Below are 14,415 nucleotides of genomic sequence, written 5' to 3'. Positions count from 1 at the left end.
TATCGACTTCGCTGGTAGCGATTAAAATTAAATCAGAAGCAATTCACTTACAGGAGATATTGCTAACCAGACACAGCAGTCGAGGAGGTACAGTATGCGAGCGCGTGTTATGACCCTTCTGGCTGCGCTTTTGCTCAGTGCAAACGCGATGGCAGCCATCAAAATCGATAATCACCAGGCACGAAATATGGATGATGTGCAGAGCTTAGGCGTGATTTATATAAACCATAACTTCGCCACTGAAAGTGAAGCAGATCAGGCATTGAATGAAGAGACAGATGCGCGAGGCGCAACGTACTACCACGCCATCCTGACCCGGGAACCGGGAAGTAACGGCAACATGCGCGCCAGCGCGGATATTTATCGCTAGCACCAGGAAAAACCAACGAGAACATTGCCATAGTTTGACTTGCCCCCTTCACCGGGGGCTTTTTTATGGCAAAAGCGGCCCCGGAATCAGGCCGGTAACATCCCGAAGGAAGTAATGATTCCAGGGCACGTGTCTTACTTTTGTCCGTAATAGGCGTCAGGCCCATGCTTACGCATAAAATGTTTATTCATTAAATAATCGTCGATCGGGCTGAGCGCCGGATTGATACCGCGAGCAATCCATGCCATCCGCGCGACCTCTTCCATCACCACCGCATTATGCACGGCGTCATGCGCATCTTTGCCCCAGGCGAACGGCCCATGCTGATACACCACGACGCCAGGCGTATGCAGCGGCTGACCGTCACCCAGCGTTTCGATAATCACATGACCGGTGTTCAGCTCATATTCACCCTGCACTTCTTCTTCGGTTAACGCCCTGGTACAGGGGATATCGCCAAAGAAGTAGTCCGCATGGGTCGTGCCCAGCGCCGGGATCGCCAGCCCTGCCTGCGCCCACGCCGTGGCATGCGTAGAGTGCGTGTGCACGATGCCGCCCAGCGAAGGGTAACGACGGTACAGCGCCAGATGCGTGGCGGTATCGGAAGAAGGCCGCCACTGCCCTTCCACCACATTGCCCTGGAGATCCACCACCACCATATCGTCCGCTTTCATGGTTTCATAAGCCACCCCGCTAGGCTTAATGACCACCAGCCCGCGCTCCCTGTCGATCGCGCTGACGTTGCCCCAGGTAAAAGTCACCAGGCCATAACGCGGCAAATCCATATTGGCTTCAAAAACGTGCTGCCTGAGTTTTTGCATTATGCTGTCTCCACCAGACCGGCGCTGGCCATACGCGCTTTCACCCAATCACGCGCTTTCGCCACCTCACGCGCCGGATCGTCCGACGTTTCACTCCACATCTCAATCAGGTATGGCCCGCAATACCCACTCTGCTTGAGCGTGGCGAAACAGCGTTCAAAATCAACGACACCTTCACCAAACGGCACATTCTTGAACACGCCTGGCTTCGTATCTTTGACATGAACCGCGACGATATGCCCCATTCCAGCCTGCAACTCCATCTGCACATCGTTATCCCAGGCTGACAGGTTGCCGATATCAGGATAAAGCTGGAACCACGGGTTATTAAGATAGTGCGCATAACCCAACGCTTTGCTGATGGAGTTCATCAGAGGATAATCCATGATCTCCATCGCCAGCGTGACCTGGGCACGGCTTGCCATCTCGACGCTCTCTTTCAGCCCATCACGAAAACGACGGCGCGTTTCATTGTTGGCTTCCTGATAGTACACGTCGTAACCCGCAAGCTGGATGACGCGAATACCGATATCCTGCGCAAACTGAATGGCTTTACGCATGATCTCCAGCCCTTGCGCACGTACAGCATCATCTTCGCTGCCCAACGGAAAGCGACGATGCGCGCTCAGGCACATGGACGGCACCCGCACGCCGGTCTCAGCGATAGCACTCACCAGCGCCAGGCGCTGCTCACGGTTCCAGTCGAGGCGCGCCAGGCGGGCATCGGTTTCATCGACAGACATTTCAACGAAATCGAAGCCCAGTTCTTTCGCCAGCCGCAGGCGATCCAACCAGCACTCCCCGGCGGGGAGCGCTTTTTCGTAGATGCCAAGCGGAGTCTGTTTAGACAGCATATCCGCTCCTTATCCCCACAACTGGGCGATAGAACGTTTGAACTGACGCGCGGCTCCAACCGGAGAGGCGGCGTCGCGAATGCTGCGACCAGCAATAAAGACATGGATTGGAATGCCCTTAAACAGCGGCAGATCTTCCAGCGCCAGGCCGCCAGTCACGGTCACTTTAAAGCCCATATCAGAGAGACGTTTGATCGCGCTGATATCCGCTTCGCCCCAGGCCACGCCAGCGGCCTGTGCATCACGGCTACGGTGATAAACCACCTGCTGGATCCCCGCATCGCGCCACTCCTGCGCCTGCTCCCAGGTCCAGTAGCCGGTCAGTTCAATCTGCACATCGCCGTTAAACTCTTGCGCCACTTCCAGCGCGCCTTTGGCGGTGTTGATATCCGCGCAGCAGATAACCGTCACCCAATCCGCGTTGGCTTCAAAGCACATACGAGAGAGAATTTTCCCCGCGTCCGCAATTTTGGCGTCAGCCAGCACGATCTTATGCGGATAAAGCGCTTTCAGATCGCGTACCGCACGTACGCCTTCACCCACGCACAGGATGGTGCCAACTTCGATAATATCGACTTCTTCCGCGATCAGGCGGGTCGTTTCGTAAGCGTGGGACAGCGTCTGGTTATCCAGCGCAACTTGCAACATAGGTAATGACATTTCTATTCCTTACTTAAACTGCCGCCGCAGTGGCGTTATCAATTAAATCCAGCACATCCTGCTCGGTACGGCAGGCGCGTAAACGGTCAAAGTTGGCTTCATCTTCAAACAGGTTGACGATTTGCATGATGCCGTCTTCCTGATGCGCGCGGGCATCCACTGCCGCCAGCGTGATGAGGATATCGACCGGGTCATTATCTTCGTGATTGAAGACCATCGGCGTTTTCAGCGTCACCAGCGCGAAGCCGGTTTTTTTGACACCCTCTTCCGGGCGGCCATGCGGCATCGCCAGGCCTGGCGCAATCACAAAATACGGACCAAAACGCTCTACGCCATCAAGAATGGCCTGGTAGTAACGCGGCTCCACAACATCTGCTTCCACCAGCAGGTCTACGCCGATTTTCACCGCCTCCTGCCAGGTGCTCGCTTCTGCATTCAGGCGAATGGACTTATTCTCCGCCAGCGAATCACGTAATTTCATGCTGCGTCCTTATTTCAGGTCGTTCGGAAAGTGCTCTTTGATCACTTCCATCAGTTTCGGACCAAAATCAGCGGCGGAAAGCATATTGCGCACGCCCACCACATATTTATTACCGGAAACGGTGATTTCGCTGGCGACGTGCGTCGAGGCAATAATGATGTCCGCGCCGTTCAGCTCACTTTTGTACTCACCCACCGCGCAGCTATTTACCGTGTGCGCAACGCCCTGCTGCGTCAGAAACTGGTCAACTTTCATTTTCATGATCATTGAACTGCCTTGCCCACAACCACAAACAGCCAGAATACGTACGGTCATAATCGGAACTCCTTATTAAGCAGAGTGTTCTGCCAGTTGTTTTTCTGCATCTTCTTCAGCGCGCAATGTGCGCCCTGCGAAGAACATATAAGCCAGTGAAATCAGTATCATGACGCTCATAAACATCAGCCCGATGCTGACGAAGCCTTGCATCATCGGAGGCGCCAGAATCGACCAGTCCGCCATTCCCATCCAGGCGCTCATACCGGTCAGTTTCACCGCCCAGACGCAGCCAAAGATTTCGATCATGCCCATAACCAGGCAAATCTTGAGCGCCGCGCGCCAGCCGCCAAAGTGGTTAGCGAACACGCCAATCGTGGCGTTAGAGAAGAACATTGGGATAAAGCCAGGGATGATCAGAATGGAGGAACCGCAACCTACCAGGATACCAACGGCGATCAGCTGACCAATCGTGCCCCACATAAAGCCCCAGACCACCGCGTTCGGCGCGAAGCTATAAATCGCCGCACAGTCAATCGCCAGCACAGCACCGGGGATCAGACGCTGAGAGATACCGTTAAATGCTTCGGACAGTTCGGCGACAAACATGCGCACGCCCTGCGTGATGATGAAAATAGCGACGGCGAACTGGAAGCCGGTTTGCAGGATATAGATAGACCAGTGCGTTTTACCCGCCATCGCCTGAACCACATCCAGGCCAAAAGAGAGCAGGATCGCGCCGAAGAAGATGGTCATGACAATTGCCGTGGAGACGATATTGTCGTGGAAGATATTCAGCCAGCCGGGCAGTTTGAGATCTTCAACGCTCTCTTCTTTTTTACCGAGATATGGCGCGACTTTATACGCCAGCCATGCGGCAAACTGTTGCTGGTGACCAATGGAGAAACCACAGCCGTCTGTGACTTCCTGCGTCGGCTTATACATCATATTGGAGGTGATCCCCCAATACAGGGACACCAGAACCGCCGTGCAGATAATGGTGGTCCACATCGGATAACCGAAGATGTAGAAGAACACCGCGATCAGCCCCGCCTGCTGGAACATGATATGCCCGGTAAGCATGATGGTGCGAATCCCGGTAATCCGGCGCAGCAGCACGTAGCCGATATTCAATGCCAGCGCTAACAGCACGGCATACCCGACCCAACTGTAGGCGTCGCCCATGCGTTCGATCGTCGCCATCATGGAGGCGTAAGTATCAGAAATCGCGCCATTGATGCCATACACCTCAGACATCTTCGCCACGACGGGCTTAAAGGTACTGGTCAGGATGCCGGACCCTGCCTGTAATAACATGAAACCAATAATGGTTTTTATCGTACCTTTGATAATAACGCTGACACTTTTGCGTAGGAGGATATAGCCCAGACAGGTGACAATACCCAGTAGCAGCGGAGCATTGGTCATAACCTGGTTAAAGAAAACGGTAAAGATGTTGTAGAGGATCTCCATAACGATCTCCAGTAGACGAAGTTGCTGAGCTCTGCGTACGCTCAGGTTGTTGTGTCACCACTCTAATTTTCAAAAGTAATCACAACAAGATTGAATTTGATTAATTGTGACGCACCACGCAAATAATTCCCACACTTCAGAAAAGGATTAACTCGACATTAACCAGTCATCAATAAAACTCATTTTAATCAAATAGATATATTTAATTTCAATAGTTATACGCCCTTCATTACGTTCTCCTTTACTTCCAGACCGCCCTTCACAAGCAAAAATATGCCGTTGCCATCTTGAAAAAATAATGTCAGGATTAATCAAAACCAATCACACACTGATTCAATTTGAACAAACATGAAGGTAAATGCGATGAGTAAAGTGAAAAGTATCACGCGTGAATCATGGATCCTGAGCACCTTTCCTGAGTGGGGAAGCTGGCTGAATGAAGAGATCGAACAGGAACAGGTCGCGCCCGGCACATTTGCTATGTGGTGGCTCGGTTGCACCGGCATCTGGCTGAAATCAGAAGGCGGCACCAACGTATGCGTTGATTTCTGGTGCGGCACCGGCAAACAAAGCCACGGCAATCCGTTGATGAAAACGGGCCATCAGATGCAGCGCATGGCAGGGGTGAAGAAATTGCAGCCGAACCTGCGCACCACGCCGTTTGTTCTCGATCCTTTCGCGATTCGCCAGATCGATGCCGTGCTGGCCACTCACGATCATAACGATCATATCGACGTCAACGTCGCCGCAGCGGTGATGCAAAACTGCGCTGACGATGTGCCTTTCATCGGGCCGCAAACCTGCGTTGACCTGTGGATTGGCTGGGGCGTGCCGAAAGAGCGCTGCATCGTGGTCAAACCAGGCGATGTTGTAAAAGTGAAAGACATCGAAATTCATGCGCTTGATGCGTTTGATCGTACTGCGCTCATCACGCTTCCGGCCGATCAAAAGGCGGCGGGCGTACTGCCGGACGGCATGGATGCGCGCGCGGTGAACTACCTGTTCAAAACGCCGGGCGGTACGCTGTATCACAGCGGCGACTCCCACTACTCCAACTACTATGCGAAGCACGGCAATGAGCATCAGATCGACGTGGCGCTCGGCTCCTATGGCGAGAACCCGCGTGGCATCACCGACAAGATGACCAGCGCCGACATGCTGCGTATGGCGGAAGCGCTGAACACGAAAGTCGTGATTCCGTTCCACCATGATATCTGGTCGAACTTCCAGGCCGATCCACAGGAAATCCGCGTTCTGTGGGAAATGAAAAAAGATCGCCTGAAGTATGGCTTCAAGCCGTTTATCTGGCAGGTTGGCGGTAAGTTCACCTGGCCACTGGATAAAGACAACTTTGAATATCACTACCCGCGTGGTTTTGATGACTGCTTCACGATGGAACCGGATTTACCGTTCAAATCCTTCCTGTAATTGTTCTCCGATGCCGGGTTTTCCCGGCATTTTTCTATATTTACTTTAGTATTTTCAGGCTATTTCAAATATCATCTTTTAAAATCAATTCGTATCGGAATAGCTCATGACTGAAGCACAAAGACATCAAATATTGCTGGATATGCTGGCGCAATTGGGCTTTGTTACCGTCGAGAATGTGATCGAACGTCTGGGGATCTCCCCGGCCACGGCGCGTCGGGATATCAACAAGCTCGATGAGAGCGGAAAGCTCAAAAAAGTGCGTAATGGCGCCGAAGCGATCGCTCAGCAACGTCCACGCTGGACGCCGATGAATCTGCATCAGGCGCAGAACCACGATGAAAAAGTGCGCATTGCTAAAGCGGCAGCGCAACTGGTAAATCCCGGGGAAAGCGTGGTGATCAACTGTGGATCGACCGCCTTTCTGCTGGGCAGAGAAATATGCGGTAAGCCGGTGCAGATCATCACCAACTATCTCCCGCTGGCGAACTATCTGATCGATCAGGAACATGAAAGCGTGATCATCATGGGAGGTCAGTACAACAAGAGCCAGTCCATCACGCTTAGCCCCCAGGGCAGCGAAAACAGCCTGTATGCCGGGCACTGGATGTTTACCAGCGGCAAAGGCCTGACCGCAGACGGTCTGTATAAAACCGATATGCTCACCGCTATGGCCGAGCAGAAAATGCTCAGCGTGGTCGGGAAGCTGGTGGTGCTGGTGGATAGCAGCAAGATCGGCGAGCGCGCAGGCATGTTGTTCAGCCGCGCCGATCAAATCGACACGCTGATTACGGGCAAAAATGCTAACCCTGACATTCTGCAACAGCTTGAAGCGCAAGGCGTTAGCATTCTGCGCGTTTAAAGATGCTGGCGGAAAAACGACACCGTTGCCGCCAGCGCCTCTGGCGTAATACGGTGGCGTACGCCTGCCTCCCACAGACAGGTCAGGTTCTGATCCCTGTTCGCCTGAATCAGCGCCTGTTGTAAGCGGAACGTTTCCACCGCAGGGACGACGTCATCTTCCTGTCCATGCCATAGCAGCAGCGGCCGGTCGGCCAGTTTTGGCAACTGATGCGCCACCTCCCACTCAGTCAGGGGAGCAATGATGTCGTCAAATTCTCGCTGTTGCTCCGGCGTCTCAGGAATTAATGGCGGAAAAAGCGTATGCGCCAGTCGGGTGAAATAACCCGACCCCATCAGGCTGGCGACGCATTTTACCTCCGGGTGGCGGGCCATGACCCCCAGCGCTGTCATACCGCCCATTGATGTGCCCCCCACGGCCAGACGTTCTTCCAGCACCCAGTTTTCCTGTTGAACTGCCGCACGTAACGCAGCGAATTCCTGCATGTTTTGCCGCAGAATCTGCCAGAATTGGGTCATTCGCCCCTGCGCATCACCGCTAAACCGCGCGCCATGCTCGGGCGCATCCGGCATGATAACCCGGAACCCGGCCTGCGCCAGGGCAACCGCAAAGTAGCTATAGACCAGGCTGGAAGAGGTAAAACCGTGGTAAAAAATAATACATGGAAGGGGCGTGTCACGTTTACCGTCAGGAAACGCGTGGAGTATGGAATGTCCTGCCAGGTACCGTGTTTCTATTTTTATCATATATCCCCCTTTCTCTGATATGCCACGGAGAAATACATAACTCAAGTTAATGAGTACGGCAATGATTCATAATGTTGAGAAGTGGATTACGCTTTCACTCTATTTTCATTCGAAAATCGCGTGAGAGATAACAATTTGGGAACATTCCCCCTAAAGGAAATTAATAAGGCACTACACTATGGCTATCAGTAAACGAGATAGAGTTATGCGACGGTTCGCCCCATTGATGCTGGTACTGTTTTTAAGCGCCTGTAGCGTATTGCAAGGGACGCCGCAACCAGCACCGCCAGTCGCTGACCATCCTCAGGAAATTCGCCGTGACCAGATACAAGGGTTGCAGCGCCTGGGAACGGTAAGCTCAATGGTTCGGGGTTCTCCTGACGATGCTGTGGCAGAGATCAGAGCGAAAGCCGCCGCCGCTAAAGCAGATTATTACGTTATTTTGTTGGTTGATGAAACCATCGTAACAGGCCAATGGTATTCGCAAGCCATCCTGTATCGTAAATAGCGGAAGGTTGAAATTTAGTCAGCTTTACATTGCTTTGCGCCTCTATGCGTTTACCTGTGCACAATGAAATCATGGGATGACCGCAATGGAATGCCCTGTTGAATGCGGGGTCACGTAAAAGGAGCTGACGATGAAACGATCTCTTGCCTTATCCTCACTGCTGCTTTCTGCCGGTCTGGTGAGTACGACGGCGCAGTCTGCCGAATTTGCCAGCGCGGACTGCGTAACGGGCCTGAATGAAATTGGTCTGATATCCGTGAGTAATATTTCGGGAAATCAGCAGGATGTGGAACGTATCATTGCGTTAAAAGCCGATGAGCAGGGCGCTTCGTGGTATCGGATTATCCAGATGTACGAAGAACAGCAGCCCGATAACTGGCGCGTACAAGCCATACTTTATGCGTAACAGATTGCCTGATGACGTAAACTTATCTGGCCTGCATCGATCGCAGGCATGATAAGACGCGCCCGCGCCGCCATCAGGCAAATCGTTATCGCAATCCCCCCGTTGCCCGCAGCAACAGATCATTTTGCACCTGTTCAGACAGGCGTAACACGCCGCGCGTGTCCAGCATCATTTGGCACCAGGCCTGTGCCAACGGCGGAGAAGCATAGCGCAGCATTTGCGCCCCGCAGCCGAGCAGGAACAGCTGCTGCGTTATCTCCCGCCCCTGCGCTTCATCGGGTTTGCGCAAGCGCTGTTGCAGCTGACGTACCGCCCGATCATAATGCCGATCCTGCCCTTTGACCTCCGCAAAAGCCTCGTTGAGCAGCTCATAGACGCCGGTCTGTTTACTCAGCACCCGCAGCACGTCCAGACACATGACGTTTCCCGACCCTTCCCAGATGCTGTTGACCGGCATCTCACGATACAGGCGCGGCAGCTCGCTCTCCTCGCAATAGCCAACGCCACCGAGCACTTCCATCGCCTCGGCAACAAAGGGGATGCCGCTTTTGCAAATAGCAAACTTCGCGGCTGGCGTGAACAAACGCGCCCGGAGCGCTTCTTTCGGGTCGCCACGACGATCCCACGCGCGAGCCAGACGAAACAGCAGCGCCGTCTGGCCTTCAAGCTGGAGCGCCATACGACTTAAAACCTGCCGCATCATGGGCTGATCAATCAAAGATTTGCCGAACACCTGCCGCTGATGCGCATGGTAAATCGCCACCGAAAACGCCCGGCGCATCATACTATGACTGCCCAGCGCGCAATCAAAGCGGGTCATCCCTCCCATCTTCAGTATGTGACGAATCCCCTCGCCTTCCTCACCCAGTAGCCAGCCCACCGCATCCTGAAACTCAACCTCACAACTGGCATTAGAGCGGTTGCCCAGTTTGTCTTTCAGTCGCTCAAGGCGAACGCCGTTTCGCTGCCCGTCAGGCAAAAAACGCGGGACAAAAAAGCAGGATAACCCGCCTTTCGTCTGCGCCAGCACCAGGTGCGCGTCGCTTTGCGGCACGGAGAAAAACCATTTATGCCCCACCAGGCGCCAGGCACCGTCGTCCAGTCGCTCTGCCCGGGTGGTGTTACTCAGCACATCGGAGCCGCCCTGCTTTTCCGTCATGCCCATGCCAATCAGCAGGCCGCGTTTTTGCCCTCCGGGCAGGAGGTGTGAATCATAGCGATCGCTGCGTAGCGGCGTTAACCAGTCGTGAAAGGGAGGCGGCAGCATCTGTAGCAGCAGCGGCGTAGCGGCAAAAGTCATCGTGACTGGACACAACGTGCCTGCTTCCACCTGCGCATGCAGCATGAAACGCGCAGCCCGCGCGACAAACGCCCCCTGCCTGGCGTTCTCTTCCCAGGCCAGGTTATGCACGCGGTTAGCGCACAGGCCCTGCATCAGCAGATGCCAGGCGGGATGAAAACGGACATCGTCCAGCCGCTGCCCTTGTGGATCGTAACGTAGCAGTTCAGGTGGAAAGGCGTTCGCCAGCCGCCCCAGCTCCAGCGACTCCGCAGTGCCCAGTTGTTGACCGATGCTGGCAAGAAGATCGCTGTCCCAGCCCGCGCCTTCACGGGCGACCGCCTCGCAAAGCGCGCCATCAGACAGGAATAAATTGCTGTTGTTGAGCGGTGCCGGTTGGTTAAAAACGGTATGCGTTTGCCAGTGCATTGTGTTTCCCTCCGTCAATGGCAGTCGCATTAAGTATGGTCAGCCTGCGGGGGACACGCCTGGGATAACGGTCACAAAAAAGCCATCCCGAGGGATGGCTTCATCAGTCAAAAGCGCTTAGCTGCGCTGTCGCACCGCTTCAAACAGGCAGATCCCGGTCGCGACGGAGACGTTCAGCGACGACACGCTGCCCGCCATCGGAATGCTGATCAGCTCATCACAGTGCTCGCGGGTCAGACGACGCATCCCTTCGCCTTCAGCGCCCATCACCAGCGCCATCCGGCCGGTCATTTTGCTCTGGAACAGCGTATGGTCAGCTTCGCCCGCCGTACCGACAATCCAGATATTCTCTTCCTGCAACAGACGCATGGTACGCGCCAGGTTGGTCACACGGATCAGCGGCACGCTTTCGGCTGCGCCGCAGGCCACCTTTTTCGCCGTTGCATTAAGCTGTGCAGAACGATCTTTCGGCACAATGACCGCATGTACGCCAGCGGCGTCTGCGCTACGCAGACAGGCGCCGAGGTTATGCGGATCGGTCACGCCGTCGAGGATCAGCAGGAAGGGATTGTCGAACTTCGCGATCAGATCAGGAAGATCGTTTTCCTGATACTGGCGTCCCGGCTTCACGCGCGCAATGATCCCCTGATGTACCGCACCCTCGCTTTTTTCATCAAGATACTGGCGGTTCGCCAGTTGGATCACCACGCCCTGCGCTTCCAGCGCATGGATCAGCGGCAGCAGGCGTTTATCTTCCCGCCCTTTCAGAATAAAGACGTCCTGAAAGCGCTCTGGCGCACGTTCCAGCAGAGCCTGCACCGCGTGGATGCCGTAAATCATTTCACTCATTGATGGTTCTCATTGATCAATTTTGCCGGGCGGCGCGATGCCTGCCCGGTCTACAGTACAAACGCCCTCTCCACGCAGGGGGAGAGGGGGAAATTACTCAGCTGACTTTTTCTTCGCCGCGCGCTTCGCTTTTGTCGCGGCAGCGATTTTCTGCGTCTTTGCCGATGGATTTTTGGCTTTCTTCTCTTTCTTCGCCTTACCTTTCGCTTTCTCGCCGCGGAAGGCGCTATCCGGTTCGAAATTCACCTTTTTGCCCACCTGACGACGCTTACCGGCATTTTTAGCCGTTTCGCCTCTTTTCGCTTTCTCACGCGCGGTTTTACCGACGTTGCGCGGGGCGCGTTCGCTGGAGATCAGGCTAAAGTCAATTTTACGCTCATCCATATTGACCGCTTCGACGCGGACTTCCACGCGGTCGCCCAGACGGTAGGTCTGGCCGCTGGATTCCCCCATCAGACGCTGCCCTACCTGATCGAAACGGTAGTAATCGTTGTCCAGCGAAGAGACGTGTACCAGACCATCAATAAACAGCTCATCCAGACGAACAAAGAAGCCGAACCCGGTTACGCTGGAAATCACCCCTTTAAAGACGTTCCCCACCTGATCCAGCATGAAGTCACACTTCAGCCAGTCAGAGACGTCGCGCGTGGCTTCGTCAGCACGGCGCTCGGTCATAGAACAGTGCTGGCCCAGTTGCAGCATCTCTTCCATCGAATAGTGGTAGCCGCCCGTTTCCGTCGTGTTGCCCTTATGCCCTTGCTCATGCGCCAGCAGATACTTAATGGCGCGGTGCAGCGACAGGTCAGGATAACGGCGGATCGGTGAGGTAAAGTGCGCGTAAGACTGCAATGCCAGACCAAAGTGGCCACGGTTTTCTGGATCGTAAATTGCCTGTTTCATTGAGCGCAGCAGCATGGTTTGCAGCATTTCCGCGTCAGGCCTGTCGGCAATCGACTCCAGCAGCTCCGCATAATCACGCGGTTCCGGCTTATTGCCGCCCGGCAATTCCAGCCCCAGCTCCGCCAGAACGGAACGGAAGGAGGTTATCGCCTCGGTGCTCGGCTTGTCGTGGATACGGAACAGCGCAGGCTCTTTGGCTTTCTCAACGAATCGCGCCGCCGAGATATTCGCCAGAATCATGCATTCTTCGATCAGCTTGTGCGCGTCATTACGCTGCGTCTGCTCGATACGTTCAATGCGACGTTCAGCATTGAAGATAAACTTCGCTTCTTCGCTTTCAAATGAGATGCCGCCACGCTCTTCGCGGGCGTTATCCAGCACTTTGTAGAGGTTATGCAGCTCTTCGATGTGCCTGACCAGCGGCGCATACTGCTCGCGCAGGTCCTGGTCGCCCTGTAGCATATGCCAGACTTTGGTATACGTCAGGCGCGCATGGGAACTCATCACTGCTTCGTAGAATTTATAGCCGGTTAAACGCCCTTTTGATGATACGGTCATTTCGCAGACCATACACAGGCGGTCAACCTGCGGGTTCAGCGAGCACAGGCCATTGGAGAGCACTTCCGGCAGCATCGGCACAACCTGCGACGGGAAATAGACCGACGTCCCACGGTTGCGCGCTTCGCGATCCAGCGGCGTTGGCGGACGCACGTAATAACTTACGTCAGCGATAGCCACCCACAGGCGCCAGCCGCCACCGCGTTTCTTCTCGCAGTAAACCGCATCGTCAAAGTCACGGGCGTCTTCGCCATCAATCGTCACCAGGGGTAAGTCGCGCAGATCCACACGGCCTGCTTTCGCCTCTTCCGGCACTTCTTCTTTCAGGCCGGCAATCTGCTGTTCTACCGCCTGCGGCCAGATATAAGGAATTTCATGGGTGCGCAGCGCCATATCGACAGCCATGCCAGTGCCCATGTTATCGCCGAGAACCTCAACGATTTTACCAACCGCTTTAGTGCGGCGGGTCGGGCGCTGGGTGAGTTCCACCACCACCACAAAGCCCATGCGCGCGCCCATCACCTCTTCAGGCGGGATCAGGATGTCGAAGCTCAGACGGCTATCGTCCGGCACCACAAAGCCCACGCCCGCATCGGTAAAGTAACGACCGACAATCTGGCTGGTTTTCGGCACCAGAACGCGCACGATACGCGCTTCACGGCGGCCTTTACGATCGGCCCCCAGCGGCTGCGCCAGTACCTGATCGCCATGAATGCAGGTTTTCATCTGCTCACTGGAGAGATACAGGTCATCTTTACGTCCTTCGACACGCAAAAAGCCGTAGCCATCACGGTGGCCGATAACGGTACCTTTCAGCAGGTCGAGGCGTTCCGGCAGCGCATAGCACTGGCGGCGGGTAAAGACCAGCTGTCCGTCGCGTTCCATCGCGCGCAGACGGCGGCGCAGGGCTTCCTGCTGCTCTTCACCTTCAATGTTCAGTTCCGCAGCCAACTCATCACGGTTGGCTGGTTTTTCACGTTTTGTTAAATGTTCGAGGATAAATTCCCGGCTCGGGATAGGGTTAGCGTATTTTTCAGCTTCACGTTCCAGGAAAGGATCTTGTGACATGGCGGTTCCTCCGTTGTCAGCTCTGATGAAGATTTTCGTCACTCCACCAGCAATAATTTATAAAGCGGTTGATTCTCTTCAACCAAATCGGCAAGCGTGTAGTTATCCAGTTCCTTGAGAAAACTTTGCACGGCCTTCGAAAGTGCCTGCTTGAGTCGGCAGGCAGGAGTAATGTGGCAAAATTCGCTGCTGCAATTTACCAGAGATAAAGGTTCCAGCTCACGAACCACATCACCGATAACAATAACATTAGCCGGTTTACCCAGGCGGATACCGCCATTTTTTCCTCGAATAGCAGTAACGAAGCCCGCCCGGCTAAGTTGATTGATTATTTTGACCATATGATTACGGGACACGCCGTAGACTTCTGTCACCTCAGAAATACTGGTCATACGTCCTTCGGGTAGCGACGCCATATAGATTAGCGCACGTAATCCGTAATCGGTGAAACTCGTTAACTGCACATCA

Annotated in this window: 16 protein-coding genes; 5 read left to right on the top strand and 11 right to left on the bottom strand. The window is 54.4% G+C overall.

Annotated features, from left to right (window positions below; all coding sequences use genetic code 11):
• The first annotated feature begins 94 nt into the window (after positions 1–94).
• Entirely contained in the window at positions 95–370 is a 276-nt protein-coding gene (gene yjfY, locus OGV67_RS19575) for a DUF1471 family protein YjfY (protein ID WP_024130788.1), read from the top strand.
• 134 nt (positions 371–504) lie between these two features.
• Here the strand turns inward: yjfY and OGV67_RS19570 are convergent, their stop codons facing one another.
• The 6 genes from OGV67_RS19570 to ulaA are packed head-to-tail and all read right to left on the bottom strand — an operon-like array spanning position 505 to position 4,914.
• The gene (locus OGV67_RS19570) at positions 505–1,191 is read right to left on the bottom strand and encodes an L-ribulose-5-phosphate 4-epimerase (protein ID WP_012134412.1); all 687 of its coding nucleotides are present in this window, start codon (positions 1,189–1,191) and stop codon (positions 505–507) included.
• On the bottom strand, positions 1,191–2,045 hold the full coding sequence (locus OGV67_RS19565) for an L-ribulose-5-phosphate 3-epimerase (RefSeq protein ID WP_012134413.1): 855 nt from the start codon (positions 2,043–2,045) through the stop codon (positions 1,191–1,193). The genes OGV67_RS19570 and OGV67_RS19565 overlap by 1 nt, the downstream gene beginning before the upstream one ends.
• 9 nt (positions 2,046–2,054) lie before the next feature.
• On the bottom strand, positions 2,055–2,705 hold the full coding sequence (gene ulaD / locus OGV67_RS19560) for a 3-keto-L-gulonate-6-phosphate decarboxylase UlaD (RefSeq protein ID WP_115615210.1): 651 nt from the start codon (positions 2,703–2,705) through the stop codon (positions 2,055–2,057).
• A gap of 13 nt (positions 2,706–2,718) precedes the next feature.
• Positions 2,719–3,186, bottom strand: a complete 468-nt coding sequence (ulaC, locus tag OGV67_RS19555) for a PTS ascorbate transporter subunit IIA (RefSeq protein WP_012134416.1) — start codon at positions 3,184–3,186, stop codon at positions 2,719–2,721.
• A gap of 9 nt (positions 3,187–3,195) precedes the next feature.
• Positions 3,196–3,501 (bottom strand): PTS ascorbate transporter subunit IIB, encoded by a 306-nt coding sequence (gene ulaB / locus OGV67_RS19550; RefSeq protein WP_024130790.1) that lies wholly within the window; start codon positions 3,499–3,501, stop codon positions 3,196–3,198.
• 15 nt (positions 3,502–3,516) lie between these two features.
• Positions 3,517–4,914 (bottom strand): PTS ascorbate transporter subunit IIC, encoded by a 1,398-nt coding sequence (ulaA, locus tag OGV67_RS19545; protein ID WP_012134419.1) that lies wholly within the window; start codon positions 4,912–4,914, stop codon positions 3,517–3,519.
• Between the two features lie 363 nt (positions 4,915–5,277).
• On the opposite strand from ulaA, the gene ulaG reads away from it, so the two are divergent.
• Together ulaG and ulaR are read left to right on the top strand one after the other, a co-directional pair.
• Entirely contained in the window at positions 5,278–6,342 is a 1,065-nt protein-coding gene (gene ulaG / locus OGV67_RS19540) for an L-ascorbate 6-phosphate lactonase (RefSeq protein WP_024130791.1), read from the top strand.
• Between the two features lie 106 nt (positions 6,343–6,448).
• Positions 6,449–7,204: an HTH-type transcriptional regulator UlaR gene (ulaR, locus tag OGV67_RS19535; protein ID WP_012134422.1), complete on the top strand. Its 756-nt coding sequence runs from the start codon at positions 6,449–6,451 to the stop codon at positions 7,202–7,204.
• On the opposite strand, the gene yjfP is transcribed toward ulaR, so the two are convergent.
• Positions 7,201–7,950 (bottom strand): esterase, encoded by a 750-nt coding sequence (gene yjfP / locus OGV67_RS19530; RefSeq protein WP_115615211.1) that lies wholly within the window; start codon positions 7,948–7,950, stop codon positions 7,201–7,203. The two genes, ulaR and yjfP, sit on opposite strands and share 4 nt — an antisense overlap.
• 178 nt (positions 7,951–8,128) lie before the next feature.
• Here yjfP and bsmA point away from each other — a divergent pair, with 178 nt between their 5' ends.
• On the top strand, positions 8,129–8,458 hold the full coding sequence (gene bsmA, locus OGV67_RS19525; RefSeq protein WP_115615212.1) for a biofilm peroxide resistance protein BsmA: 330 nt from the start codon (positions 8,129–8,131) through the stop codon (positions 8,456–8,458).
• Positions 8,459–8,588: 130 nt separating this feature from the next.
• Positions 8,589–8,864 (top strand): DUF1471 family protease activator YjfN, encoded by a 276-nt coding sequence (gene yjfN / locus OGV67_RS19520; RefSeq protein WP_012134425.1) that lies wholly within the window; start codon positions 8,589–8,591, stop codon positions 8,862–8,864.
• Positions 8,865–8,949: 85 nt separating this feature from the next.
• Here the strand turns inward: yjfN and OGV67_RS19515 are convergent, their stop codons facing one another.
• From OGV67_RS19515 to nsrR, 4 genes are all read right to left on the bottom strand, one after another.
• Positions 8,950–10,572 (bottom strand): isovaleryl-CoA dehydrogenase, encoded by a 1,623-nt coding sequence (locus tag OGV67_RS19515; protein WP_115615213.1) that lies wholly within the window; start codon positions 10,570–10,572, stop codon positions 8,950–8,952.
• A 117-nt stretch (positions 10,573–10,689) separates the two neighbouring features.
• Complete coding sequence (rlmB, locus tag OGV67_RS19510) at positions 10,690–11,421, bottom strand: 23S rRNA (guanosine(2251)-2'-O)-methyltransferase RlmB (RefSeq protein WP_012134428.1); 732 nt, start codon at positions 11,419–11,421, stop codon at positions 10,690–10,692.
• Between the two features lie 93 nt (positions 11,422–11,514).
• The gene (rnr, locus tag OGV67_RS19505) at positions 11,515–13,947 is read right to left on the bottom strand and encodes a ribonuclease R (RefSeq protein ID WP_024130793.1); all 2,433 of its coding nucleotides are present in this window, start codon (positions 13,945–13,947) and stop codon (positions 11,515–11,517) included.
• Between the two features lie 38 nt (positions 13,948–13,985).
• Entirely contained in the window at positions 13,986–14,411 is a 426-nt protein-coding gene (gene nsrR, locus OGV67_RS19500) for a nitric oxide-sensing transcriptional repressor NsrR (protein WP_024130794.1), read from the bottom strand.
• Positions 14,412–14,415: the final 4 nt, after the last annotated feature.

The sequence above is a fragment of the Citrobacter sp. CK188 genome (assembly GCF_030333525.1).
Taxonomy (GTDB): Bacteria; Pseudomonadota; Gammaproteobacteria; order Enterobacterales; family Enterobacteriaceae; genus Citrobacter_B; species Citrobacter_B koseri.
The sequence above is the reverse complement of the archived record's forward strand: the minus strand, read 5'-3'. Positions and strand labels throughout refer to the sequence as shown.